Below are 18372 nucleotides of genomic sequence, written 5' to 3'. Positions count from 1 at the left end.
TTTTAATATAAGTGTTTGTAGAAAAAGTGCCGAACTGGGTCTTAAAGGTCAAGACGACATGATTTTTACGAACATCAACTAAAGCGTTCGCTGCTTATCATTTGCGGACTTTTTGAACAACCTCTATAAGTTAAATTGATATGATACTTTTTATAACACAAATAGAGCTTCTATGCAAGCTTTTTTCCTTCCACTACCAAACTGTATTTTCTCTATGGTATAATAAATATTGAATTAGGAGGTTTAATGTCAATTATGAAAGAGAACCTGAAACGTTTTTTTAATACTGCAAGGAACTGGTGGAAAAAAGGCGTCCTTCAGCGGGCATCGAGAATCACGTATGATGTTGTTTGGAATATTGTTCTATTTGTCATTATCATTTGCGGCATCGGCGGTATTTTTGCCGGCGGCATCGGACTTGGATACTTTGCATCACTAGTCCATGAAGAGCCTTTAAGAAGTGAAGCATCAATGGCAAATGATATTTACAATTATGCTGAGACATCCAGTATTTACTTTGCAAATGATGTCTATCTAGGGGATATCAGAAGTGATTTATATCGTGAAGAAGTGGCACTTGAGAATATCTCATCCACATTAATTGATGCTGTTATCGCAACGGAGGATGAGTATTTTCCTGAGCATAACGGTGTTGTACCAAAAGCCATCTTAAGAGCAATGGCACAGGAATTTCTAAATTCCTCTGTCCAAACTGGTGGAAGCACGCTCACGCAGCAGCTTATTAAGAACCAAATTCTTACCGACGAAGTGTCGTTTGATCGAAAAGCTAAAGAAATACTACTAGCAATGCGGCTGGAGAATTACTTTTCAAAAGATGAAATTATAGAGGCTTATTTAAATATTATTCCTTATGGAAGAAATTCATCTGGTCGAAATATTGCTGGCATACAGACAGCATCAAAAGGTATTTTTGGCGTAGAGGCTTCTGAATTAACACTTCCCCAAGCAGCTTATTTGGCAGGGCTTCCGCAGGGACCTTCTGCTTACACACCTTTTACAGCTGAAGGGAAGCTGAAATCAGAAGAAGATTTACAACCCGGCATTAACCGGATGAGAACAGTGTTAAACCGGATGCATGATATGGAATATATAACTGATGAGGAACTCGAAGAAGCCGCCAATTATGATATTGCCGGGGACTTTATTGATGCAGTTCCTTCTTCTGCAGACCAGTACCCTTATATCACCTATGAGGTAGAAAAACGGACAAAAGCAATAATTCAAGAATTATTAATGGAAGAAGATGGTGTTACGGAGGAAGAACTGGCTGACGATGAAGATTTACAGGCGGAGTATGCAAATCGTGTAGAAAGAGAATTACGTGATGGCGGCTATCAAATTCATACAACAATAAACAAAGAAATGTATGATACGATGGAAGAAGTTGCAGAAAACTACTCCGATTATGGTTATGCCAGAACCTTTACTGCTACAAACAGTGAAGGGGAAGAATATGAAGTAACTCAGCCAATTCAAACCGGAGCAATCATGATCGAAAATAATACCGGCAAAATTATTTCTTTTATCGGCGGACGCGGGTTTGATGACGATCATCAAGTCAATTTTGCTACCGATACAACACGTTCTCCCGGCAGTACCATCAAACCTTTACTTGATTATGCACCGGCGATGGAAGAAGGCGTTATTCAGCCTGCGACACCTATAGCTGATTATCCGCAGTCATTTCCAAATGGGGGACCCCCAATAAATAACTATGGCGGGGGTAATTATGGGATTGTTTCCGCTCGTACAGCGCTTGCCAACTCTTATAATATTCCGGCTGTCGATACGTATTTGAAGATTATTAATAATGATCCTGCTGCAAATTATTTAGAAAAGATGGGTGTCACTTCTTTAGATCCTGCAGATCACGTGAACCCTTCTCTTGCAATAGGCGGAATACATCGTGGTATCTCTGTAGAGGAAAATGTCAATGCCTTTTCTACCTTTGGAAATAACGGAAAATTTGCGGATGCTTATATGATTGATAAAATTACGACCGCAGATGGGGATGTCATTTATGAGCATGAAACAGAGCCTGTGGAGGTTTTTTCCCCACAAACCACTTATTTAACAATAGATATGATGCGTGACGTTATCAATAATGGAACAGCCAATTATCTGAATTCCCAGCTTCAAAATACCAATGTCGACTGGGCTGGAAAAACGGGAACATCTAATGATTATCATGATGCCTGGTTTGTTGCGACAAACCCAAATATCACATTTGGTACCTGGATTGGATATGAAACACCGGCACCCATTAATCATTCTTATCATCTCAGCTATAGTCACCGTAATCTGAAATTGTGGGCAGAGGTAATTAATGCATCGGCGCAGGTAGACCCGGTCTTAGTAACACCGGAAACACCATTTGAACGGCCGGATGGAATTGTGGAGAAAAGCTACTGTGCCGTATCCGGAATGCTGCCGTCTGATTTATGTAAAGATGTAGGTCTTGTCAAAACCGACCTGTTCGATTCCCGGTATGTGCCGACTGAGGAAGACAATAGTTTAACAAGAGGCAGCAGACTTGTTTTAAAATCTGATGATGATGGAAGCTCCTTCAGCAAGAGCAACGGAATTATGTTTAATCCGGACTGGCTGAGGGAAAATGGCTACGATGACATAGGGGACTTTTCAATGCTCTATCCAAGAACGGAAAGGGATAAGTGGCTGAGAATCGGAATACCGGCGAGTATGTCATCATCCAGCTCAGATGACGATTAATCAATTTTTCATAAAACTTCATGCTATAAGAGATATTCTCATTACAGCATGAAGTTTTTTGTGTATGAATAGTGATGTAACATTTTACTTTAACCCTAGATAGATTTCTATAATTATTTAGAAAAACATAGCTGATTTCTGTATAATAGATACCAAGAGCATTTTGTATTTCATAAAGGTGGTGGATGGATGAAACATACGAAGGAATTTGATTCAATTCTTTTTGAAACAACTGCAGGAACACTGACCATTGAAGGTCCTGTTTCAAGATCCCAGTTAGAACAATATCATTTCCATGAGGAATTAACCGCATTCAGACCTGCTGAAAAGCAATTTGAAGCACTCTTGGACATTGCAGATCTAAAAGAATCAAGGATTATCATTGCCCGAACTCCAGACACAATTATCGGCTATGTTACTTACTTGCATCCTGATCCGTTAGAGAGATGGTCCAAGTTTGAAATGGAGGACTTAATCGAATTAGGTGCTATTGAGATTATCCGGAAATACCGGGGTGGAGGAGTCGGTTCTACACTGCTTCGTCAATCCATGAAAGATCCTTATATGGAAAATTATATTGTGATTTCAACAGAATATTATTGGCATTGGGATCTGGATTATAGTCAATTGAGTATCTGGGATTACCGTAAAATAATGGAGAAGATGATGGCATCGGGCGGTCTCCTTCCAGCTCCTACCGATGAGCCTGAGATTAACTCTCATCCGGCTAACTGCCTGATGGTCCGCATCGGAAGCAATGTGCCGCAAAAGTCTATTGAACTATTTGATAAAATGCGTTTTTTAGGTCCCAATCATTATTAGAGGACGCTTAGGATTAAAAGAGAATTAACGAAAAAGGGGGATTCACCATGCTGGTTGAAGAATTAATGAACAGAAATATGATAACGCTTCCGCCAACTGCCACCATTAATGAAGCACTGCAGTTGTTAGAGAAGCATAAAATCAGACATATTACGATTGTCGATGAAGATATGCATATTCTCGGTATCGTTTCCGACCGTGACGTCAGGGATGCCAGCCCATCTACTTTTCTGGATACAAGCGATTTTCATATTCTTAACAAGGAAATCCAGACCATTATGACAAGCCCAGTTATCACTATTCATCCAATGGATTTTGTAGAAGAGATTGCTTATATTTTCTATGACAAAGAGATTGCCTGCTTACCGGTTGTCAGTCAGAACAGGCTGGTTGGTGTTGTGACGGAGAAGGATATGCTTTATAAATTAATCCAATTGACCGGAACACATGAACAAAGCTCCCTTATTGAAGTAAAGGTACCAGACCAGCCGGGACAGCTGCCAAAAGTGGCAAGCGTATTTGGCAACCATAACGTAAATATTGTTTCTGTATTGCTCTACCCTTACAAAGATCCTGACTATAAAATACTTGTATTTCGTGTCAAAACATTAAATCCTATGCCTATTATTAATGATCTTCGTCATGCCGGCTATACACTGCTGTGGCCAAATAATATTATGGAGCCAAAGAAATGACAAAGCAGGCCGGGTTTATTTATACCCCTAATTTTTTAAATTATCAATTTACAGCAGACCACCCATTTAATCACAAAAGAGTTCTGCTTACAAAAGAATTATTAGAAGGACAGTCCACATTAACAACAGAGGATTTAATTATACCGCGTATTGCTGCCGATGAAGAGCTTTCCCTTTTTCATGATACAGTCTATATCGAAGCAGTCAAAAGAGCCGGCAGCGGGAGTTTAAAAGCGGATCGGGCACAGGAATACGGTTTAGGCACAGAAGATACCCCTATTTTTTCAAATATGCATCAGGCTGCTTCTCAATTAGTTGGCGGAACGCTTACGGCTGTTGAAAAAATATTAAATGGAAATTATAAAAAAATAGCCAATATTGGCGGCGGACTTCATCACGGATTTCAGCGCAAGGCTTCCGGATTCTGTATTTATAACGATTGTGCGATTGCTATAAAATATTTGCGGAAACAGGAAGATTTAAAGGTTCTTTATGTAGATACCGATGCACATCATGGTGACGGCGTACAGGCCGGCTTTTATGATGATCCGAATGTGTGCACCTTTTCCATTCATGAAACCGGCCGCTATCTTTTTCCAGGGACGGGAAATGTGAATGAAAGAGGTATAAAAAGCGGACATGGCTACAGTTTTAATTTACCTATTGATGCTTTTACAGAGGATGATTCTTTCTTGGAATTATACGAAACAGCGTTACGAAAAATTGCCGCCTTCTTTAAACCGGATATTATTGTAACACAAAATGGAGCGGACAGTCATTGCCTTGACCCTTTAACACATTTATGCGGAACGATGAAGATATATGAAAGAATACCATTGCTTGCTGCTGAAATCGCCGATACGTATTGTGAAGGAAGGTGGCTTGCGGTTGGCGGCGGAGGCTACGATATGTGGCGTGTTGTTCCACGCGCCTGGGCACAGGTATGGAATGTAATGAAAACAGGCACATACTGCAAGGGGCCATTGCCGGAACAATGGTTGGAAAAGTGGCAAAAGGAAGCACCTGTCACTCTTCCTTCAAGCTGGCAGGATGGCGCAGAGATTCAGCCAAATATTCCAAGAAGAGCGGAAATCACAGAGAAGAATAAATTATTGTTAGAAGATATGCTTAAGTACACTGCGGTTATTTGATTGTCTATTTCTTTTTCAAGAATCAACCTCAGGGGAAAATTTGCTGCCAGTAGACAGAGAATTCTTTAGCTTATGTATGTAATCGAAAAAAGACAAAACAGTGTATCATTACTGCTTTGTCTTTTTTCTCTAAAAATATGATTTATTTCGTTGAATCTCTAAATTCCATACGATGCGGCAATACAACATTTTTCTCTTCTACGTCCTCATTGTTCATATATTTTGTCAGAAGCCGCATGCCTACTGCTCCAATATCGTATGTAGGCTGTACAACTGTTGTCAGTTTTGGACGAACCATACTCGCTAAGCGGATATTATCAAATCCAAATACCTCTATATCCTCCGGTACGCTTAATCCATTATCCTGTGCACCGTGGATAACACCTAAAGCAATTTCATCATACATGACAAACACAGAAGCAGGACGGTCTTCTAATTTTAAGAAGTGCTCCATCGCCTCTATACCAGTTGCATAAGCATAGGAGCCTTTGTAAATATAGTCTTCCACAGGCTCGATGCCCGCTTCTTTAAGTGCACGCAGGTAGCCGTTTGTTTTCAATGCATTCACACTAGTATCTGATTCACTTCCTACTAAAGCAGGCTGTTTGTTTGTTTTCTCAATTAATGACTTTGTTGCTTCATATGCAGCCAGTTCATAGTCAATATTAACAGAAGGAATGGTATCTGTCGGGTCATACGTAGAAGCAAGCACAACAGGTACAGAGCTTGTCTGGAATTGATGAATATGATCCTCTGTTATGTTCCCGCCCATAAATAGAATACCATCTACCTGTTTTTCCAGCATGGTATTAATTAATTCTAATTCCTTGTCCTTATTTTGATCTGAGCTGCTTAAAATAATATTATACTTATACATCGTTGCAATATCCTCAATTCCACGAGCTAGCTCTGAAAAGAAAATATTTGAAATATCCGGAATAATAGCACCAATTGTGGTGGTCTTCTTACTTGCAAGTCCGCGGGCAACAGCATTAGGCCGATACCCTAATTGTTCAATCGTTGCTAATACTTTCTTTCTCGTTGTTGGTTTTACATTTGGATTTCCATTGACAACACGTGATACGGTTGCCATCGAAACATTTGCCTCTCTTGCTACATCATAAATTGTAACAGTCATGTTTATTTACCTCCTAAAATTCAATTTATATAATAAAGAAAACTTGGCAAACCAAGCCTGAAAGGTGCAGGATTGCCTTAGTTGGGGTCTGGACTGGGACTGCGATTGCTCGCCCCATCGAAGAGCTTTTACGATTACTCGTCCCGAGAAAACCGCTGCACTTATACTTTATTAAAGTGGAACTAGTGCTGCATCTATTTATATATCATACGCTACCATGAAAAAAATTACAAAGTTTTCATGAAAACAAAATGAAAACTTGCATAATGGTACTCTAAGTATAACATACCTTTTTATTATTATAACCAAACCTAAAACTTTGAAAACATTTTCAACAATTGATTTTAGCACTAATTCTGTATAGCTGTCTCTTTTACCAAAAAACTGCCTCAAAAATTATACCACTAATTTTTGAGGCAGTCTTTATTATTTTCCTAAACGATTTTCAACATCTTTAATTTCTTTAAAGAACTGATCGAATGTTGGAATATCCATTTGCTGTGCAGAGTCCGATAATGCAACGGCAGGATCGGGATGAACCTCAGCCATTACGCCATCTGCGCCAACAGCAATTGCTGCTTTGGCTGTAGGCAATAATAAATCTCTTCTTCCTGTTGAGTGAGTTACATCAACAAAAACCGGCAAATGTGTTTCTTGTTTTAAAATAGGTACTGCAGAAATATCCAGTGTATTACGTGTTGCTTTTTCGTATGTACGAATTCCGCGTTCACATAGCATAATATTTCCGTTTCCTCTGGACATAATGTACTCTGCTGCATTGATGAATTCCTGAATGGTTGCTGATAGTCCCCGTTTTAATAATACAGGCTTGCCCGCATCCCCTGCAGCTTTTAATAATTCAAAGTTCTGCATATTTCTTGCACCAATCTGGACGACATCAATGTAATCTACTGCCTGCTCTAAATCAGCAGGGTTTACAATTTCACTGATCACAGCTAAATCATATTCATCTGCTACTTTTTTCAGAATTTCTAAGCCTTCAATTCCAAGTCCCTGAAAATCATATGGGGAAGTTCTTGGTTTAAATGCACCGCCGCGAAGTAATTTTAATCCTTTTTCTTTTACAGAAGCAGCTACTGCAGCTACCTGCTCATATCCTTCAACAGCACAAGGACCAAATACATAGCTGATTCCGCCGTTACCGACTTTCTCTCCCTTAAGCTCCACCACTGTATTTTCAGGCTGTTTCTTTCTTGAAACTAAAAGTGCTTTGCTATTATCTTCTTCTTGAAGCTCAAGACTTGCTTTAAAGATTTCTTTAAAAATATGTTCGAGCGTTGAATCCTGAAAAGGTCCGCTATTATTTTCTTTGATTTTATCCAGCATTTCACGTTCACGCACCGGATCAAAGCGTTTAATGCTTTGCTTGGTTTTTAAGTCACCGATCTTTTGATTAATGCTTGCTCTCTTGTTAATCAATTCTAATATTTCCAGATTAACCTTGTCCATTTGTTCTCTTAGCTGTTCCATTTCATTACTCATTTTACACGCTCCTCAAATCGCTTAATCAATTTAAATCATTTAGAATAATTAGAGACCATTATAGCTAAGATTCTTCTTTTTGTCATCATTTAATTTTTGTAAAATTATAATTCATGATGAAAATTTTAGAAAACTTGGGTGTCATTAAGGTTCTAGACGATAAGCACAGATGCACTCTTGCTGTAAGAAAGTATAAACTTTCTCCCCTGCCAAAAAGCAAACTGTTTATCGTAAAAATTCGCAAGCCTTCAAAACCATTCTCTCATTACAGATTTTCATTTAATCATTGAAATCACAGACTGGATTAATCCATATAAAAAACATTGATGAGTCGAATATGCCCATCAATGTTTTTTATGCCATAATTACTTTTCAAGTTCTTTTTTTACAGCTTCTATTTTTTCCGAAGCCTCTTCTTTTGCTTCATCCAACTTTTCTTCAGCTGTATCTTTTATATCTTCTGCTTTATCTTTTGCATCATTTAACTTATCTTCTACAGCATCTTTTATTTCCGATGTTTTCTGCTTTACATTTTCTGTAATCTCTTGTGATTTATTAGCAACTGTCTTAGAAAAATCTGACGTCGCATCCACAGCTTTTTTCGTTAAATCAGATGTTGCAGAATATGCCTTATCCTTTAATTCTATCCCTTTTTCTTGAGCTGTGCCTGCTAATTCTGTAGCACGATTTTTGACTTGAACTGCTCCATCATTGATATCACTTCGAAGTTCTTTACCTGATTTTGGTGCAAGTAATAATGCTGTCGCAGCCCCTACAAAACTTCCTACAAGTGTTCCAATTATAAAATCCTTCGTGTTAATCTGATTGTCTGCCATCCTGATAGCCTCCTAAGATTTAATTAGATTTCATTTTTCGTTTATTCCAATACTCAAAAATGGAAGCGCCCCATTTTACTGCCTGGGCAGCTTTTTCCTGTTCCTCTTTTGAATGCTTGGAAATAATATTAGATAATTGCTGTAATGACTTATTAAAGTCCTCTACTGTATCACCTATTCCCTTTGCTCCCTGAATTAAACCATCAAGCTGACTTGATTTTTGAGTTAAATCTTCTACCAAGCCCTTGGATTTCTGAACAACCTCTGTTGCCTCTCCACTAACCCCCTTCACTTGATGATCAATTTTACCTAAAGTTTTCAGAACTTCATCCATTGTTTTTTTCGTGTTGAATAATAAAATAACCATATAAATAATTAATATCAGCAAGGCTGCAATGACAATCGCCAGCGCACTATAGAGGATAGCTTCCATAAACTTATATCACTCCTTTATATATCTTTTTATTCGTCAGTGCGATTAAATGCTTTCTAAGGGATGATGGTATGTACTTCCTAAAGAGATTGTCCAAACAGCCTGATCAACGGTCAACACAGAATAACGTCCAAAAAAGAATTACTTCATTCTTTTCTGTAAAAAATAACAGTATTTAATGCTTTAAAACAGTTGCAGTGAATGTAAAAGTCAAACCTACTGTTCATATTACTTCAGGTTAATTCCTTATCAGACCACGGAACATGCATCATAATGTATTATTACCCTTCATTTTCTAAGAATAAACTACATTTCCACTTAAAAAATTTAATCGACATTTCTATTGTATCTTATTTTCCCGTTAAAATACAACATCAACAGAGTAAAAAGCAGTGAACTGCTTCACTGCTTTTTACTCACTTAGGCAAGTGTTTCTTCATAGGATTTCTGGAATTTTTGAATATCTCCTGCTCCCATAAAAATCAACACACTGTCTTTATATTCTTGTAAAACATTTGTATTGTCTAAATCTAAAATATCACTTCCAGGAATCAGTTTTTGTAAATCTTCAATGGTTAATTGACCTGAAGATTGTTCACGGGCTGATCCAAAAATATCACACAGATATACTTTATCCGCTTGATTCAAACTGTCTGCAAACTCTTGCAGGAATGTTTTTGTACGCGTAAAAGTATGTGGTTGGAAAATAGCAACCACTTTTTTATTAGGATATTTTTTACGTGCAGATTCAATCGTTACTGCAATTTCCTTGGGATGATGCGCATAATCATCCACTGCCACCTGAGAACCAATTGTCTTCTCTGTGAAACGGCGCTTCACCCCTTTAAAGGAGCTTAGTTCCTTCATACACTCTACTGGAATTCCCTCATAATGACAAATTGCAATAACCGCAAGTGAATTTAAAATGGTATGATTTCCAAATGTAGGGATAAAGAAGTGCTCATAGAACGTGCTTCGAACAAACACATCAAATTCCGTTCCATGCTCTGTCTCTACAACATTTTTCGCCTGGAAATCATTTGATTCATTAAATCCATAATAAATAATCGGTACTTTTGTGTGTATACCTTGCAGCTGCTCGTCATCACCGCAGGCAACAATCCCTTTTTTCACACGGTCAGACATGGACTGAAAAGCGTCTACAACATCATCTAAGCTTGTAAAATAATCCGGATGATCAAAATCAATATTTGTCATAATTGCATAGTCAGGCTCATAACTTAAAAAGTGTCTGCGATACTCACACGCTTCAAAAGCAAAATATTTGCTGTCTACATGACCACGTCCTGTCCCGTCCCCAATTAAATAAGAGATTGGATAAGCACTTTCTAAAACATGCGATAATAATCCTGTTGTTGTCGTTTTCCCATGTGCCCCTGTAACGGCGATACTCGTATACTGTTTCAGCCATTCACCTAAAAATTCATGATACCAATAGAATTTACAGCCCAGCTTTTTCGCCTGCTGTATTTCAACATGGTCTTCCGGAAAAGCATTCCCGGCTATAATGGTATAACCTGATTGAATATTATCTTTTGAAAAAGACAAAATCGAAATATTTTTTTCTTCCAATGCTATCTGTGTAAAGATACGGCTGTCAATATCGGAACCCTGCACCTTCTCACCTGAATCATGAAGAATTTGTGCCAGTGCACTCATTCCTGTACCTTTAATACCTATAAAATGGTAAGTTGTCATAAAACGAACCTCCAACGTTTTTTCATCTATTCATTTTCATGTCATTTAATCTGTAATCATAACGGTCCGAATTGTGTCTAGCACACAATCTCAATCCCATTCAGTGGATTATAACAAATAAATAACTAATTTTAAAGCAAAATTTATTTTTTCATCACTTTTATGAGTACATTCAAGAAAAATTGAGCTCGCTCTATTTCCTGCATAGATGGAGAGCCTATATTTCATTCTATACAAATCATGTATCATATGTGCTTTTGCCTGTGTTTTTCTTTCATTCCTGAAAAGCTCCCTCTATATTTTAGTAACTTTCAGGAATTATAGCAACTTTTTTAGCTAATATTATTTTTTCATCATAAAATGAGAGACAGTTGATCAACTGTCTCTCTGCGCTCTTGTAATCAAAACCTCCCGCGCGCGGCTTCCATTTTGCCCTGAAATAATTCCCCGCTGCTCCAGAGAGTCAATGAGTCTCGCTGCACGGTTGTAGCCTATTTTAAAATGCCTTTGCAAGGAGGAAGTACTAGCACTATTCTGTTCCAATACAAATTCAATCGCATCTTCTAAGAGATCATCTTCCTCTTCATCTACCTGTATTTGCTCTAATAAATCTTCCTGCTCAAACAGATACTGCGGTTCAGCCATTGATTTTGCATAATTTGCAACACGCTCAATTTCTTCATCAGACACAAATGGTCCTTGCAGGCGAATGCTTTTCCCAGCACCATTCTCGATCAGAAGCATATCTCCTTTTCCAAGTAATTTTTCCGCACCGCTGGCATCAATAATGGTTCGTGAATCGACTTGAGAAGATACACTAAAAGCAATCCTTGTAGGAATATTAGCTTTAATCAGACCGGTAATAACATCCACAGATGGACGCTGGGTTGCCAGCAGCAGATGAATACCGCATGCTCTCGCTTTTTGCGCAATTCTGCTAATAGCATCTTCTACATCCTGTGGAGACATCATCATCAAATCAGCTAATTCATCAATAACAATAACGATATATGGCATCTTTTGCTCTGCTTTTCCCTCACGCAGCATTTTTTGGTTGTATCTGCCTATATCTCTGACACCTTCATTTACAAAACGGTCATAACGGTCCTCCATCTCTGTTACAGCCCATTTAAGGCTTTGTGTAGCTGCTTTTACATCTGTAATAACAGGAGAGACAAGGTGCGGGATACCATTATATGGAGCAAGTTCAACCATTTTAGGATCAATTAAAAGAATTCTCACATCCTCGTGACTCGCGTTATAAATCAAGCTGACAAGGATCGTATTGATGCAGACACTTTTACCGGACCCGGTAGCCCCTGCAATCAAACCATGCGGCATCTTATTAATGTCAATTACTTTCGGCATTCCTTCAATCGTAAGTCCAAGAGCCACACTTAAAGGAGAGTCGCTATCTTTAAAATCATCCGATTCAATAATCCGCTGAATCCCTACCATTTCTGGATGGAGATTAGGAACCTCAATCCCCACTGTATTTTTACCTGGAATTGGTGCTTCAATTCGGATATCCTTGGCTGACATATTTAGTTTTAAATCATCGGCTAAGTTTTTAATCTTACTAACCTTAACCCCCATCTCAGGATGTACCTCAAAGCGAGTTACAGACGGCCCTTGTGTTGCTTTTACCACTTTCGCTTTTACTTGAAAATGCTTCAACGTCTCCTCCAGCAAACCTTGCTGCTCTTTTAGCCATTCTTCGTCTTCTTCCGTTGACTTGAAGGCAGGATCGTTTAACAAGTGCAGAGGAACATCTCTTGATTTCGGTTTATCCAATGCTGGAGCTGTATCCATAGCTGGTATTTCTTCTTTTTCATTTTCGACATTTTTTCTATTTATTTTTTCCTCGATTTTACGTTGCTCATTCTCCCGTTTTTCATGTGCTTGCTGTAATCGTTGGAAAGTTTCTTCCCGTTTTCGCTGCTCCTGTAAATTTTTCTTATCCCGGGGAGTCATCATCACATTAAAAGCAGTTGCCGTCCCCGTATTCTTACTATTATTCTGATGTTGCTTTTCAGTTGTTGTATGAATTGGATTTCTTTTTTTGGAAACTGCACTTTTATCCGGTTCGGCAGTTACTTCTTGTACCAAGCTTTCTGTCGCTTCCGTCTCCTCCACAAAATCACTTGTATTCTGTCGAATTTCTTTGGTTTGTTCTACTAGCATATCTTCTGAGATGCCATCCTGCTCACTATCTAATGTATCATTTACTTCAAATACATCGTCTTTGCTTGTCTCAGAATAATGATCTTCTTTCTCCTTTACTGCCGGCAGCTCATCCTGCTTCCGCACCAATGATTCAGATGACATAGCAGCATCTTCCAGGCTGCTTGCTGCTTCCTTATCTTTTTGATATTTTGCTTCTTTTCTTTGATACGCTGGTACTTCATGAATTATTTTCGACTCTCTTGGCTGAAAACCATAAATCGGAGAAGGCACCTCCGTCGGCTCGAAAGGAACATCAGGATTTTTCTTATATACTTTTCGTTCCGCATTATTATTCATTTGCGACGCACTGCGGGTATGATGTGTATATGAAGGCTCTTTTCTTCTTTGATTTGACAATGGAAGATGATTTTCCGACTTTTTATCAGCTGTTGCTTCTCTGCTTTGTCTGTTTTCTCTATTTGTATTTATCCTTCTCTCTCTTCTGTCCCGAACAGTATCCTGATTTCTTCTTTTATAACTGGGTTGCTTATCAATGACCGTTTCTTTTTTTTGATCAACAGTATCTGGAATTACCGGAAACTTAAATGATCGCTCAGAAGGATAATGGTATGCCATTTTTGTCTGGATATTCGGTCGTTTGCCCGCATCCTCTTCAACCTCAACAAATTCTTTTACCTCTATTTCCACTTCTTTTGTAAATATGTTTTTGAGCCGTTCTTTCCATTGCTCCCACCACATATGCATTCACTCATTTCCTTAATTGTTCATACTGTTTATTCTAGCAGTTTTTAACAGCTATTTAAATTATTCCTGCAATAAATTTCGGTACGATTTTTTATTACCAAAAAATCCCCTGCTCACACAAGGGATTTGATTGATTAAAATGTAAATTCTTCACCAATTTGATAGGCATCATCTAATACATAAATACCTTTTTCTTTTGGTGCATCAGGCAGTCCCAATTCTTTTTGCGAACAAACCATACCATTGGAAGGTACGCCTCTTAATTCGGATGCCTTTATTTTCATTCCACTTGGCATTGTCGCCCCTACCTTCGCAACAACAACCTTTTGGCCTTCATCAATATTTGGAGCACCGCAAACGATTTGCAAGGTCTCCTCACCAACATCAATTTGACATACACTTAACTTATCCGCATTTTCATGAGCTTGCTTTGACTTTACAAATCCCACTACAAATTTCGGCCGCAAATCAAATTCAAGGGGGTCATCTATTCCTTTTTGTTGGAAAAGTGTACGAATTTCTGCTAGAAAGTCCTCCGTTAAAGGGATAGCACCATTTTTTCCATCTAAATTAAAATAGGCGGAAGCCTGGAAAATATTATAGCCAAGCACTTCCCCGTCCGTTGACGTTATTTTTGTGATATTATCATTTGTTTCTTCCTTTAATTCGTAGCGGTTTCCTTCTTTAACAGGAAGAATCAAAACATCTCCAATTCCTTGTCGATTATAAAAAACATCCATTTCTTTCACTCCTACTTTTTCTCAGGTCTATTTTTGGCCAATATAAATACCGGCTCTAATTTCTTATTTTCATAAACAAACGGCAAAGAAGTAATTGGAATTCTGCCATCTGCAAAAAACTTCATGGTCATTTGTGCTAAAATATCATATCCTGTTTTATTTTGAATATCCCCCAAAATAAGAACATCCTGATGCGGTACAGCAACGGTTAATTCTCCTTTTGCATTCGCCAGCATTTCTTCTAAAAATGCTTCATTCAGAATGCGGCTCGCATCATAGCCATCCTGTGTTGCAAGAAAGTAAAAATCATTCCCCGCAACCTGATCCATTTTCGGCTGATAAGATAAAGAACGAATGTTAAAAGCCGCTATTTCATTCAACCGTTCCTTAGACCAGCCCTCTTCCTCCAATAATTCCTCATCAATTAACCGGTAGGATTTCCCTAAATCAAGCGCATAAAAAATCCGGGTTTCTGCCGTATGATCCTTAAAAATAAGCTTCTTCCCGGCCTTTGTTTCTGTTGGAAAAGAAGGAGAGCGCAAGACAGGAAAGATTTGCTTTTCCATTCCTTTTAAATGCTGTGTCTGATTCATAATTTTTAATGCTTCATTCACATGCTCTACTATTTCATCGACAGCTTCTTTTCCCCGTTGATTATATTTAGCTATTAAATTAGGTAAGGAAACCGTCATGCCTTGTTGCGATTCCTTCCACTCGATTCGTACAGCATCATCATCACGCTTGTACACAATTCGATAATCGGAATTTTTCAGTTCATCCTCCAGCAGGCGCTTCATCTTAATGCTAGTCATTTTCGCCATAAAAATGCCTCCTTGTCTATTTAGAAAGCCCGTCTAAAAAGGATTCAATTTCTTCTTGTGTCTTACGATCTTTACTTACAAACCGGCCAAGCTCCTCTCCTTTTTCAAAGGCAAGAAAGCTCGGAATACCGAAGATATCGTATTCCTGGCATAGTTCGATAAAATTATCCCGATTTACTTCAACAAATTCAAACTGAGAATACGTCTCCTCAATTTCAGGCAATACCGGCTCAATCACACGACAATCCGGACACCAGCCGGCAGTAAATAAAAAGACAACTGGTCCTTCTTGAATATACGCATTAAATTGTTCAGTGCTTTGCAATTCTTTCATTTTTAAACATCCTTTCTCTTCTTCTATCATAGCTTGCTGCGGATTTTCTTTCAATTAAGTTACCTTGTTTCATTCTTTCCATAAAGAAAATCTGTCTAGCGATCGCTACGGAAATACACTACGCTTTCCGTGGGCTTGAGCTCAGCCTCCTCGAAAAAAAAAGACCATTTTTTCTGCGGGGTCTTCACACTGCGCATTCCCACAGGAGTCTCCGTGTATTTCCTCCGCTAGATATTATTATTTATCTTAGATTGTCCTTTATCATTGTAAACAAATACCATTTACACAAAGAAACCTTTTCTTGCAAGTAATCAAATAACTTAACAATGTTTTTAAAAACCTTTACTATTGTATTATACAAGATAACATTGATTGGGAGGGATTGGAATGAATTTAACTGTTTACTTAGCCGGACAAATTCATGATAATTGGAGAGATGAGGTTAAAAAGCTTGCGGAAGAAAAAAAGCTGCCGCTGACATTTGTTTCTCCGCGGACAAACCATGATCGTTCGGATGATATTGGTGAAGCAATTTTAGGAAAACAGCCTGGAAATTTTTATCGTGATGATGCAGCTTCCAGTGTAAATAACTTCCGGACACAGGTATTAATGCAAAAATCGGATATCGTTATTGCTTTATTTGGAGAAGAATACAGGCAATGGAATACAGCGATGGATGCCAGCACTGCTATAGCTTTAGGAAAACCGACGATTATTATTCGCCCGGAAAAATTAATCCATCCTTTAAAAGAGCTTTCCAATAAAGCGAATATTACCGTGGAATCTGTAGAGCAGGCATTAGAGGTTATCGGGTATATCTATGAATAGTAAAAAAACAGGCTCTTCCGCCTGTTTTTTTACTTATCTGTTACCTGCAAAATCATATTGTCCTTTCAAAAGCTGGACAACATGTGTAAACATATTTTCTCTTGTCACAAGATTATTCGTAAAAATACCAATCGCACCCTCATGACTGCGGACATTTTCTTTTTTGGTATATGCATCCATCACCATACTTAATTCTCCGGCTGTTTTAAGTCCGTTTTCAATTTCTTTCGGAAGGGCAATCCTGGCGCCGCTGGCTGTATATAGCTTCCCGTCTTCCGTTGCCAGCGCACCCCAGTTACAGAGGAATAATGTATCCTCCACGTACATGACGCCGCCTTCTAAACCAATTCCAATCGTACCTGCCCCGCTCTCGATACACGCCATCGCACGATTCATCGCACCAATCCGTGTTTCTTGATCGGAAAAGGGCTGGACAGATACATTAGAAGCGACTTCCAGCGAGCTTACGTCAAATTCTTGAAATACATTTTTAACTGCTTCTACTTTTGTCGGGTTTTTCGAGCCTATAATGATTGTTTCGTGCATGCCGTTAACCTTGCTGAAGCCCGGAAACAACTGTTTCATCTGTTGTTTTAACAAGCTTCGTAATTAATTCTTTCGCAGCGGCATAATCATCCACATGAATCATTGATGCGGATGTATGCACATATCTGGAGCATATACCAACTACCGCAGATGGAACACCGTCACCGGATAAATGAACACGTCCCGCATCTGTACCGCCTGGAGAAATAAAGTATTGATAAGGAATATCATTGGATTCTGCTGTATCCAGAACAAATTCACGCATGCCCTTATGTGTAATCATTGTTCGATCATAAATACGTAATAAAGCGCCTTTTCCTAATTGTCCAAATGCATTCTTATCTCCGGATGCATCATTTGCCGGGGAAGCATCTAACGCATAAAAAATATCCGGTTTAATCATATTCGCTGCTACTTGTGCGCCGCGTAAGCCAACCTCTTCCTGCACTGTTGCGCCGGAATAAAGCTGATTTGGCAATGTTTCTCCTTGTAATCCCTTTAAAAGCTCAATCGCTAATCCACAGCCGTAGCGGTTATCCCAAGCTTTTGCCAGGATTTTTTTCTCGTTAGCCATCGGTTCAAAAGGGGTAACGGGAACAATGGTATCCCCCGGGCGAACACCAATATTTGCTGCATCCTCTTTATCATCTGCTCCGATATCAATCAGCATATTTTTGATTTCCATTGGCTTGCCGCGCTGTGCCTCTGTTAGTAAATGTGGCGGAATTGAAGCAATGACACCAATAACCGGTCCATTTTTGGTCATCACCTGAACACGCTGGGCCAGCATAACCTGACTCCACCAGCCTCCTAAAGTTTGAAAACGAATCATTCCATTATCCGTAATTTGTGTTACCATAAAGCCGACTTCATCCATATGACCGGCTACCATGACAACAGGACCTTTCCCATGCTTTACTCCAAATACACCACCCAGATTATCCTGGATCGTTTCATCTGAATATTTACCTAGTTCCTGTTTCATAAAATTACGGACGGCATGCTCATTCCCCGGTGCTCCCTGCAGCTCCGTTAAATTTTTAAATAATGTCAACGTTTCCTTATTCATAAAAAAGCCTCCTAAGTATATATCTGCCTCAACTAAAAACGATATGATTACTACT

Annotated in this window: 16 protein-coding genes and 1 other annotated feature (1 of these 17 running past the window's edge); of the genes, 5 read left to right on the top strand and 11 right to left on the bottom strand. The window is 38.7% G+C overall.

Going from position 1 to position 18372, the window contains the following annotated elements; translation table 11 throughout:
* Positions 1 to 6 (bottom strand) — a binding site (T-box leader) (it extends 226 nt beyond the left edge of the window).
* 240 nt (positions 7 to 246) lie between these two features.
* From FLK20_RS14330 to FLK20_RS14315, 4 genes are all read left to right on the top strand, one after another.
* Complete coding sequence (locus FLK20_RS14330) at positions 247 to 2751, top strand: transglycosylase domain-containing protein (RefSeq protein WP_227995063.1); 2505 nt, start codon at positions 247 to 249, stop codon at positions 2749 to 2751.
* 189 nt (positions 2752 to 2940) lie between these two features.
* Positions 2941 to 3573: a GNAT family N-acetyltransferase gene (locus FLK20_RS14325; protein ID WP_152657281.1), complete on the top strand. Its 633-nt coding sequence runs from the start codon at positions 2941 to 2943 to the stop codon at positions 3571 to 3573.
* Between the two features lie 47 nt (positions 3574 to 3620).
* The gene (locus FLK20_RS14320) at positions 3621 to 4268 is read left to right on the top strand and encodes an acetoin utilization AcuB family protein (RefSeq protein WP_152657280.1); all 648 of its coding nucleotides are present in this window, start codon (positions 3621 to 3623) and stop codon (positions 4266 to 4268) included.
* Positions 4265 to 5419, top strand: coding sequence for an acetoin utilization protein AcuC (locus tag FLK20_RS14315; RefSeq protein ID WP_152657279.1), 1155 nt, complete (start codon positions 4265 to 4267; stop codon positions 5417 to 5419). Before FLK20_RS14320 ends, FLK20_RS14315 begins: the two co-directional genes overlap by 4 nt.
* 142 nt (positions 5420 to 5561) lie before the next feature.
* On the opposite strand, the gene ccpA is transcribed toward FLK20_RS14315, so the two are convergent.
* From ccpA to FLK20_RS14270, 9 genes are all read right to left on the bottom strand, one after another.
* Positions 5562 to 6557 carry a catabolite control protein A gene (ccpA, locus tag FLK20_RS14310; protein ID WP_152657278.1) on the bottom strand — a complete coding sequence of 332 codons (996 nt, stop codon included), beginning with the start codon at positions 6555 to 6557 and terminating at the stop codon, positions 5562 to 5564.
* Between the two features lie 426 nt (positions 6558 to 6983).
* Positions 6984 to 8060, bottom strand: coding sequence for a bifunctional 3-deoxy-7-phosphoheptulonate synthase/chorismate mutase (locus tag FLK20_RS14305; RefSeq protein ID WP_152657277.1), 1077 nt, complete (start codon positions 8058 to 8060; stop codon positions 6984 to 6986).
* Between the two features lie 365 nt (positions 8061 to 8425).
* Positions 8426 to 8896, bottom strand: a complete 471-nt coding sequence (locus FLK20_RS14300) for a YtxH domain-containing protein (RefSeq protein ID WP_152657276.1) — start codon at positions 8894 to 8896, stop codon at positions 8426 to 8428.
* A 19-nt stretch (positions 8897 to 8915) separates the two neighbouring features.
* Positions 8916 to 9329 carry a DUF948 domain-containing protein gene (locus tag FLK20_RS14295; RefSeq protein ID WP_152657275.1) on the bottom strand — a complete coding sequence of 138 codons (414 nt, stop codon included), beginning with the start codon at positions 9327 to 9329 and terminating at the stop codon, positions 8916 to 8918.
* Positions 9330 to 9749: 420 nt separating this feature from the next.
* A complete protein-coding gene (gene murC, locus FLK20_RS14290; protein ID WP_152657274.1) occupies positions 9750 to 11048 on the bottom strand; it encodes a UDP-N-acetylmuramate--L-alanine ligase in 1299 nt (432 codons plus the stop codon).
* Positions 11049 to 11423: 375 nt separating this feature from the next.
* Entirely contained in the window at positions 11424 to 13979 is a 2556-nt protein-coding gene (locus FLK20_RS14285) for a DNA translocase FtsK (protein WP_152657273.1), read from the bottom strand.
* Between the two features lie 134 nt (positions 13980 to 14113).
* Positions 14114 to 14719 carry a YtpR family tRNA-binding protein gene (gene ytpR / locus FLK20_RS14280; RefSeq protein WP_152657272.1) on the bottom strand — a complete coding sequence of 202 codons (606 nt, stop codon included), beginning with the start codon at positions 14717 to 14719 and terminating at the stop codon, positions 14114 to 14116.
* Positions 14720 to 14730: 11 nt separating this feature from the next.
* Positions 14731 to 15540 (bottom strand): DUF1444 domain-containing protein, encoded by an 810-nt coding sequence (locus tag FLK20_RS14275; RefSeq protein WP_152657271.1) that lies wholly within the window; start codon positions 15538 to 15540, stop codon positions 14731 to 14733.
* Positions 15541 to 15556: 16 nt separating this feature from the next.
* Positions 15557 to 15874 (bottom strand): thioredoxin family protein, encoded by a 318-nt coding sequence (locus FLK20_RS14270; protein WP_152657270.1) that lies wholly within the window; start codon positions 15872 to 15874, stop codon positions 15557 to 15559.
* Positions 15875 to 16261: 387 nt separating this feature from the next.
* On the opposite strand from FLK20_RS14270, the gene FLK20_RS14265 reads away from it, so the two are divergent.
* Complete coding sequence (locus FLK20_RS14265; protein ID WP_152657269.1) at positions 16262 to 16702, top strand: YtoQ family protein; 441 nt, start codon at positions 16262 to 16264, stop codon at positions 16700 to 16702.
* 33 nt (positions 16703 to 16735) lie between these two features.
* Here FLK20_RS14265 and FLK20_RS14260 read toward each other — a convergent pair whose 3' ends face one another.
* Together FLK20_RS14260 and FLK20_RS14255 are read right to left on the bottom strand one after the other, a co-directional pair.
* On the bottom strand, positions 16736 to 17248 hold the full coding sequence (locus FLK20_RS14260) for a DUF84 family protein (protein ID WP_152657268.1): 513 nt from the start codon (positions 17246 to 17248) through the stop codon (positions 16736 to 16738).
* A gap of 4 nt (positions 17249 to 17252) precedes the next feature.
* Entirely contained in the window at positions 17253 to 18317 is a 1065-nt protein-coding gene (locus tag FLK20_RS14255; RefSeq protein WP_152657267.1) for a M42 family metallopeptidase, read from the bottom strand.
* Positions 18318 to 18372 lie beyond the last annotated feature (55 nt).

The sequence above is a fragment of the Oceanobacillus sp. CFH 90083 genome (assembly GCF_009389585.1).
Taxonomy (GTDB): Bacteria; Bacillota; Bacilli; order Bacillales; family Amphibacillaceae; genus Oceanobacillus.
Note: the sequence above shows the minus strand (reverse complement) of the source record. Positions and strands in the feature narration are given on the sequence as shown.